Origin of the sequence: Salinadaptatus halalkaliphilus (assembly GCF_006543045.1) — an archaeon.
GTDB classification, from domain to species: domain Archaea; phylum Halobacteriota; class Halobacteria; order Halobacteriales; family Natrialbaceae; genus Salinadaptatus; species Salinadaptatus halalkaliphilus.
This window is the reverse complement of record NZ_RBZW01000006.1, coordinates 25,555-32,773: the sequence shown is the minus strand read 5'-3', so window position 1 is coordinate 32,773 and position 7,219 is coordinate 25,555. Positions and strand designations below refer to the sequence as shown.

5 protein-coding genes and 2 pseudogenes are annotated in these 7,219 nt (G+C 61.7%); 5 read left to right on the top strand and 2 right to left on the bottom strand.

The window, feature by feature from the left end; translation table 11 throughout:
• Positions 1–103: 103 nt before the first annotated feature.
• Positions 104–253, top strand: a pseudogene (locus D8Y22_RS02070) (universal stress protein); the annotation flags it as partial.
• A 13-nt stretch (positions 254–266) separates the two neighbouring features.
• Here D8Y22_RS02070 and D8Y22_RS02065 read toward each other — a convergent pair.
• Positions 267–1,241 (bottom strand): sugar phosphate nucleotidyltransferase, encoded by a 975-nt coding sequence (locus D8Y22_RS02065; RefSeq protein ID WP_141463010.1) that lies wholly within the window; start codon positions 1,239–1,241, stop codon positions 267–269.
• 219 nt (positions 1,242–1,460) lie between these two features.
• Between D8Y22_RS02065 and D8Y22_RS02060 the strand changes: the two genes are divergently transcribed.
• From D8Y22_RS02060 to D8Y22_RS02045, 4 genes and pseudogenes are all read left to right on the top strand, one after another.
• Positions 1,461–2,633 carry an inorganic phosphate transporter gene (locus D8Y22_RS02060; protein ID WP_141463008.1) on the top strand — a complete coding sequence of 391 codons (1,173 nt, stop codon included), beginning with the start codon at positions 1,461–1,463 and terminating at the stop codon, positions 2,631–2,633.
• A 429-nt stretch (positions 2,634–3,062) separates the two neighbouring features.
• Positions 3,063–3,215 (top strand): annotated as a pseudogene (locus D8Y22_RS23220) (aldolase); the annotation flags it as partial.
• Between the two features lie 4 nt (positions 3,216–3,219).
• Positions 3,220–4,098, top strand: coding sequence for a class 1 fructose-bisphosphatase (locus tag D8Y22_RS02050; RefSeq protein WP_141463004.1), 879 nt, complete (start codon positions 3,220–3,222; stop codon positions 4,096–4,098).
• Positions 4,099–4,162: 64 nt separating this feature from the next.
• Entirely contained in the window at positions 4,163–5,566 is a 1,404-nt protein-coding gene (locus tag D8Y22_RS02045; RefSeq protein ID WP_141463002.1) for an ADP-dependent glucokinase/phosphofructokinase, read from the top strand.
• A 57-nt stretch (positions 5,567–5,623) separates the two neighbouring features.
• Here D8Y22_RS02045 and D8Y22_RS02040 read toward each other — a convergent pair whose 3' ends face one another.
• Entirely contained in the window at positions 5,624–7,042 is a 1,419-nt protein-coding gene (locus tag D8Y22_RS02040; protein WP_141463000.1) for a sulfatase family protein, read from the bottom strand.
• Positions 7,043–7,219: the final 177 nt, after the last annotated feature.

Genomic DNA, 7,219 nt, shown 5'->3' with positions numbered 1-7,219 from the left:
TCTCTTCAACACCCTTACTGATCGACTTGGATTTGCCAAGTCCTGGATCGACCAGTTCCTCAGTCCATATTTGCAAAAGTTATCTTGATCATTACTCACGTCCGCAAGCGAGCGCGACGTTGATATGATCGTCATGGGCACGCACGGCCGTACCGGCATCGGCCAGTGGTTTCTCGGGAGCGTCACGGAAAACGTCGTTCGAGAGGCTGACATTCCGGTGTTTTGCGTTCCGGTAAGCGCCGACTCGCCGTGATGATATCACCGATTCACGTTCGCGGCCCGCCAGGAAGCTGTGTGTACGCACCAATCATCGCGTCGTGAAGGTCGAACGCCCCAAGACGAGCGCCCTCGTCGACGATCGATCGGCGGACGGTGGTCGCCTCCAACGTCACGTCCGGGAAAATCACGGATCGTTCGACGTCGGTATCGACGAGCGTCGCGTTCGCCATAACGTGAACGTTCGGTCCGATCGAGGCGCCCTCGAGTGTTGCCGAGTCGGCCACGTGCGAGTCGCCGTCGAGGGTCCAGGCGACGGCGTCGAGATAACTCTCGCGCGTGCCGATGTCGAACCATGTCCCGTCGAACGTGTAGGCGAACGTCGGTTCCCGTGACTGGAGCCACTGCACGAACCAGCCCGGTTCGTCGGGATCGTTACCTTCCTCGAGATATGTCGGGAGGAGCTCGAGCGTCTCCGCTGGAAACACGTAGCAGCCGATCGAGACACGCGTCCCAGGTGGCTCGTCGGTTTTCTCCTGAAAGTCGACCACGCGGTCGTCCTCGAGTTCGACGACGCCGTACGCTGTTGCCCGCTCCGGTGAGCCGACGTCGTAGGCGGCAATCGTCGGTGCGTCGGTTCGCTCGTAATGCTCCAGCAAGTCCTCGATCGCGAAATCGAAGATATTGTCGCCGGCGATCACCAGCAGATCGTCGTCGATGTCTTCGCGGTCGATCAGTTGGGCGAGCGCGCCGACAACGCCGAGTTTCTCGTCCTCGTCACGTGTCTCCTCGATCGAGAGCTGCGGTTTTTCGTAGGTACCGTCCGCCAGCTGTGCCTCGAAGTCAGGGGCGAACCGTTCGTTCGTGCTGACGTAGACCTCTTCGATACGATCTACCCCCTCGAGTTCGTCGTAGATTCGCTCGATGACGGTCGTCCCTCCGAGCGGGAGGAACATCTTCGGTCGCTGTCTCGTGATCGGCCACAATCGCGTGGCGTAGCCTCCGGCGAGAACGACGGCTTTCATCGGCTCGTCTCGCCCCCGACAGACGGCGTTCGACGCCGATACCGTGTCACGGTCGACTGAATCGCTGGTCGGTTCGTACTCATGCGAATCTGGAGCGGTCCCGGGTGCGACTTCCCACGACACTCGTGGTAAAGCTTTCACCCGTGTAGTGATTCAGGCCGGCCCGTTCATCGATCGCTAGAATACCTATTTCGGCGTTCGTATCGCCAGTATGTGCAAATGGTCGAGTCCGTCCTGGTGATCGGTGTTGCCGTCTCGGTTTTCGTCGGATTCAACATCGGCGGATCCTCGACCGGAATCGCCTGGGGACCTGCCGTGGGCGCGGGGTTGATCGGCAAGACGACGGCGGCGACCATCATGACGGGATTCGTTTTTTTGGGCGGCTGGACCGTCGGCCGGAACGTGATGGAGACGCTGAGCGAAGGGATCATTACGATCGACATCTCGCTCACGGCGGGGGTCGCCGTCCTCTTTTTTATCGGGCTGGGCATTCTCGTCGCCAACGTCTTCGGCGTGCCAGTTCCAACGTCGATGACGACTGTCGGGGCGATTGCAGGGCTTGGACTGGCGACGGACACGCTCGATTACGAAACCATCGCCTGGATCCTCTCGTGGTGGATCTTCACACCCATCTTCGCGTTCTTGATCGGTGCGATCGTCGGCCGGTACGTCTACGCAAATCTCAGTCGTCGTGTCCAGATCGAGAACTCGGCGGGGCCGCTCCTCGTTCTCGACGAGTCGGGCCTGCTTCCGACGCCCGCATTCGGGCCCAACACGACCCGGCGAGAGATCGCTGGGACGACCGGTGTCGTCGTCCTCGGTTGTTACATGGCGTTCAGTGCGGGTGCGAGCAATGTCCCGAACGCCGCCGCGCCCCTCGTTAGCGGGGGGACGCTGGCAGCCGAACCGGCAATCATCGTGGCGACGGCCGCGATCGGCCTGGGTGGGTTCACGATCGCCCGGCGGACGATGGAATCGGTCGGGAGCGATATCAGCGACATTCCGTTGCTCGGCGCACTGATCATCATGTTCACGGCTGCCTCGATTACGACCGCACTCTCCTATATTGGGATTCCGATCAGTCTCGTCCTGTCGTCGGTCGGCGCCATCGTCGGTCTCGGCTGGGGACGTGCAAGCAGACCGATCGCTGCCCGCGAAGCAGTCTCGAGGAAGACGGCAGACGCCGAGGTGGTGATGGGGGCATTGACTGCCGAAGACGCGATCGAGGAGTTGGCGCCGATCGGCGTGAACGAACCCGAGGAGGTCCTCGAGGCGGACGAGCTCTTCAAACCGGAAGCCGTCATCAGATACGTTACGATGTGGGTCGTCGGGCCCTCGATCTCGACGATTCTTGCGTACGCGTTTTTCGTGTCGGTTCCGGGGATCGTCTAACGATAGGGTTTCAGACGGTCTGCTGTAGTCAGTTATCGTCGACTCTTCGTCGTCTGATGCTCCTCACCTCTCCCATCGTTCTGTCGAGTTGACCACACGGGTGGCAACACGTCAAGAGGGACCAAAACCGGACTCAAGTGGCGACTGCCGACCACCGGCCGCGCTGATGGTTCATCATCGACACCGCCCTCGACACACCTGGCTCTGGAACGAGCGGTGGTGGAACCACTCGCCTTCGATACGCCCAGTGGCGAATCGATCTCCGACCCCACCACAAACAGTATATAGCTCCTCGGTGGAGAACTCGGCAAATGATGCCGATCGACGAGGCCCCTATCGTCCGTGATGGACGACCCCTGATTCCCGCGATGGATCATCGCTTCAGATATAGGCTGGTCGATTTCGTGAACTTCCCGGGAAGAACTCGATCTGGCGACCGTCGAAGCCGTGATGGACGCCGGTACAACGGAGATCGCTGTCGGCCGCAACGTCTGGCAACGAGGGGACCCGACCCAGATCTTCGATGCCTTCGACGGAACCGTCTCCGGGGAACCGATCGGCGGCACAGTTCTCGACAGGTAAACTCATGAACGCCACGAATTCCCCCACTGACACTGTCCTCGCGACGATTGCTCGGACAGCGAGTGAAATTCATCAGGGTCTGGTCGGCCGCCGGGTGACGGCCGACGACGAGAACCCCAGCGGCGAAACGCAGTTCGAGGCGGACCTCTTCGCAGACGAGTTGCTCGTCGATCGGCTATCGTCGGTCGACGGCGTCGCTCAGTACGCCAGCGAGGAGCGAGCCGAAATCGTCGATTGCGGTACCGGCCATCTTGCCGTTGCCGCCGATCCCGTCGACGGGACGTCGAACTTGCCTTCGAACAACACGCTGGGAACGGTGTTCGGCATCTACGACGAGGAACTTCCTGCTCAGGGAACGGCCCTCGTCGCGGCGGGATACGTCCTCTACGGACCGATCACGACCATGATGGTGGCTCGCGAGGGTACCGTTACCGAGTACGAACTCGCCGGCGGCGAACGAACCGTCGTCCGCGACGACGTCACGATTCCTGCGGATCCCGCCGTCTACGGGTTTGGCGGCCGGGTTCCAACTTGGACGGATGCGTTCCACGAGTTCGTCCGCACGATCGAGACGGACGAAGCGCTCGGGCTCGAGATGCACTACAGCGGCGCGATGATCAACGACATCAACCAGGTCCTCACCGACGGCGGCATCTTCGCCTACCCCGCCCTCGAGGACAGCCCCGAGGGAAAACTACGCCTTCAGTTCGAAGGAAACCCGATCGGATACGTCATCGAGACGGCCGGTGGACGCTCCTCCGACGGGAACAAATCACTTCTCGAGGTCGAGCCGACCGATCTACACGATCGAGTGCCACTTCACGTCGGCAATGCCGAGTTGATCGACCGCCTCGAGGCCGCGCTCGCCCCGGACTCGGGATAACTGCTGGGAAGTATCGACGAGACACGCATACCATTAACTCGCTGGGGCTGGGAGCACCCCTACCATGGTGGACGAGCACTCCCAGTTAGAGGCAGATATCCGAGCACTGGAGGGGCTATCGGTGTTCGTCGCGTACAACGCAAACGTCGATGCGATCGTTCGGGTCGACGAGGACCTCGAGGCGTTCCTCGACCGACCGTCCGACCCCGGCGAGCGCCACCCGCCGAGCCCACTCGCATCGAAACGGGACCTCGCGACGGCGATCACGCACACGATGGCGGCCGGGCGGGGTGACGAAGTCGCGATGACGGACGAATTTTCGGCCACGCTCGAGGCGGAGTTCGAGCCCGATAGTCAGCAGATGGGTGGTCAGACGGGCATCATGACCAATCTCGTCTCCGCGCTCGGTGCGTCGCCGGTTACGTACACGTACCTGCTCTCTGATCGCCAGCTCTCGATGTTCGACCACTCCGATACTGTGGAGTATCCGAAGGTCGAGAACGGCGAGGTCGAGTTCGTTCCGTTGGACGAGGCGATCAACACGGAGCGGACGAAGATCAACTGGGTGTTCGAATTTCGCGTCGACGACGAGTTGTTCGGCGCCCGTGCGACCGAAGACACGCGATTCATCGCGGCCTCCCGGCCTCCGGAGTTCGACCTCGTCGCCGGCGATCTCGACGCCCACGTCGATCAGGTCGGAGCCGTCGTCGACGGGGCGCTGCTCGCCGGCTATCACAACCTCACACCCGACCACGTCGAGGAGAGCTACGAGCAGGCCCATCGTCACGCTCGAGACGTCATCCGTCGGCTTCGGTCCGGGAGCGAGGACGGCCTCCAGGTCCACATCGAGTACGCCGTGACCCACGACGAAGCCCTCCGGGAGAGTATGTACGAGTGGATCCTTCCGGAGGCCGACGTCGTCGGCGCGGATACACACGAACTCACTCTTCTGCACGACGACGCCGAACTCGAAGCAGTCGAGACGCCCCCTACAGAAGCGACGCCGTTCGAACCAGAGGAAATCCTCACGCACTATCGCATGCTCGATGCGATCCGAGACGAACTCGGCGTCGGGTGCATTCAGTTACACGCGATGGAGTACCACCTCGCCGTCATGTCGTCGTATCCCCACCCGGAAGCGGTCGCACGCGGTCTCGAGTTTTCGGCCGTCAACGCGGCGACGAAGGCATCACTGGGCGACATCTCGTCACCGGCGGATCTCGAAACCGGCCTGGAGTACGAGCCTTCAGCGAAGGGCCGGGAGGCGATTTCCCTTCTCGCGGACCACCTCGACGAAACGGCCGAGGACGGTGTCCTCTCGACCCCGACGGTCGCCGCTTGCCCCAACCGCGTCGTCGAGGAACCCGCGGGAACGGTCGGCATCGGTGATATCGTCTCCTCCTCGAGTTTCGTCCTCGAACTCGCCGTCGCCAACGACCGCGATAAATCGGGGCCTGGTGACCCGTAGCAAACGTGTCACAGACAACTGCTGCCGGTTGGGGAACGATGCTCGACCGAGCGTCGACTACGACGACTCGTGTGGCCACGATTGAATATCGTCGTAGTCGCCAGGCAGGACGGGTCCCTCGAGGAGCGGATCGTCGGTGTCGTCCATCCACTCGTACAGTTCTCGAGAGAGTTCCTGCCGGACGTCCTGATAGCGGGGTTCGTAGACGACGTTGTCGTCTTCCTGGGGCGCATCACGGAGGTCGTACAACTCCTCGTACCGACGCAGCGGAACACCATCTGTTTCACGAACCTCGCGGCCGGATTCGCTCGCGAACACGTCGGCGGGCAGGTAGACGGTTGGGAGGTGCCAGAAGCTTCGTATGTACTTGTATCGATCAGTACGGATGGCTCGGACCGGGTTGTACATATCGTGCCAGGTCATCTCGGCGAAGATTCGGTCACGTTCCGTATAGGCGTCCCCACGGTCAGCGGAGGTGCCCTCACTCTCAGCGGAGGTGTCCCCACGGTCAGGGGAACCCTCCCCACGGTCGGAGATCAGCCCGGCGACGCTCCGACCGTCGACCGCATCGGGAACCTCCACACCGACGAGGTCGAGGATCGTCGGCAAGACGTCGACGTTACTGACGAGTTCGTCGTACCGTTGGTTGGGGTCGATAACATCAGGGTACCGCATCACGAGCGCCGCCTCGATTCCCGCGTCGTAGCACGTTCCCTTCGCACGCGGGAACGCGATCCCGTGTTCGGTCGTCACGAGAACGAGCGTGTCCTCCTCCAGCCCGTTCTCGGCTACCGCCTCGAGAATCGTCCCAACGCCCGCGTCGAACGCGTACATCATTCCGTGCATTTCGCCGAGATCGTGACGAAGGCCCCGTCTGTCCGGCAGATACGGAAGCGGACGGACGTCGTCTGGATCGTCGCCTCCGTAGTAGTCGGCGTCGAACCCGAATCGTCCGTCGTCTTCTTCGGCCCGATGGCACTCGAAGAAGCCGATCGACGCGAAAAGCGGCTCCTCGTATCCCGAGGCGTCCAAGAACGACGAGACGACCGACGCCACGTTACGGGCTCGGTTCGCCTGGTGGACCGCCGGCGAGACGCCCGGGTAGAGGTTCCCTTCGGAGTGGACGCGATCGTACTCGAGGCGATCCGTATCCTGTGTTATATGCTGGAGTCCAAACAGGTGTGTTTCGTAGCCGGCGTCGCTGAGATACTGGGGAAGGATTCGTTCGTCGTCGTGGAGTTCCCAGTTGCCGTGGGCGAGACCCATGAGGCCGTTGACGTGGGGAACGCGGCCGGTCATGAGGCTCCCGCGGCTGGGCGAACACTGTGGCGCGGTCGCGAAGTGGCGTTCGAACAGCGCACCATCAGCTGCGAGTGCGTCGATGTTCGGCGTCTCGATATCGACGCCGTAGCAGCCCAGGTACCGGCCAATATCGTGCCCGTGAATCAAGAGGACGTTGGGTCTCGATGATCCCATACTTCCGTTGTACGAGGGCCCGATGAATAATTATTAGCCTATTGATAATGTGATGGACGTACATACTACGTCACTCCTAGTTGTATCCATCGAGAAGCAAGCGACTTCGTCGACCCGTTTGGCGCCCACTGTAGCAACGTCGTGTTTCGCCCCGAACTGTCGGACCGAACGGAATCT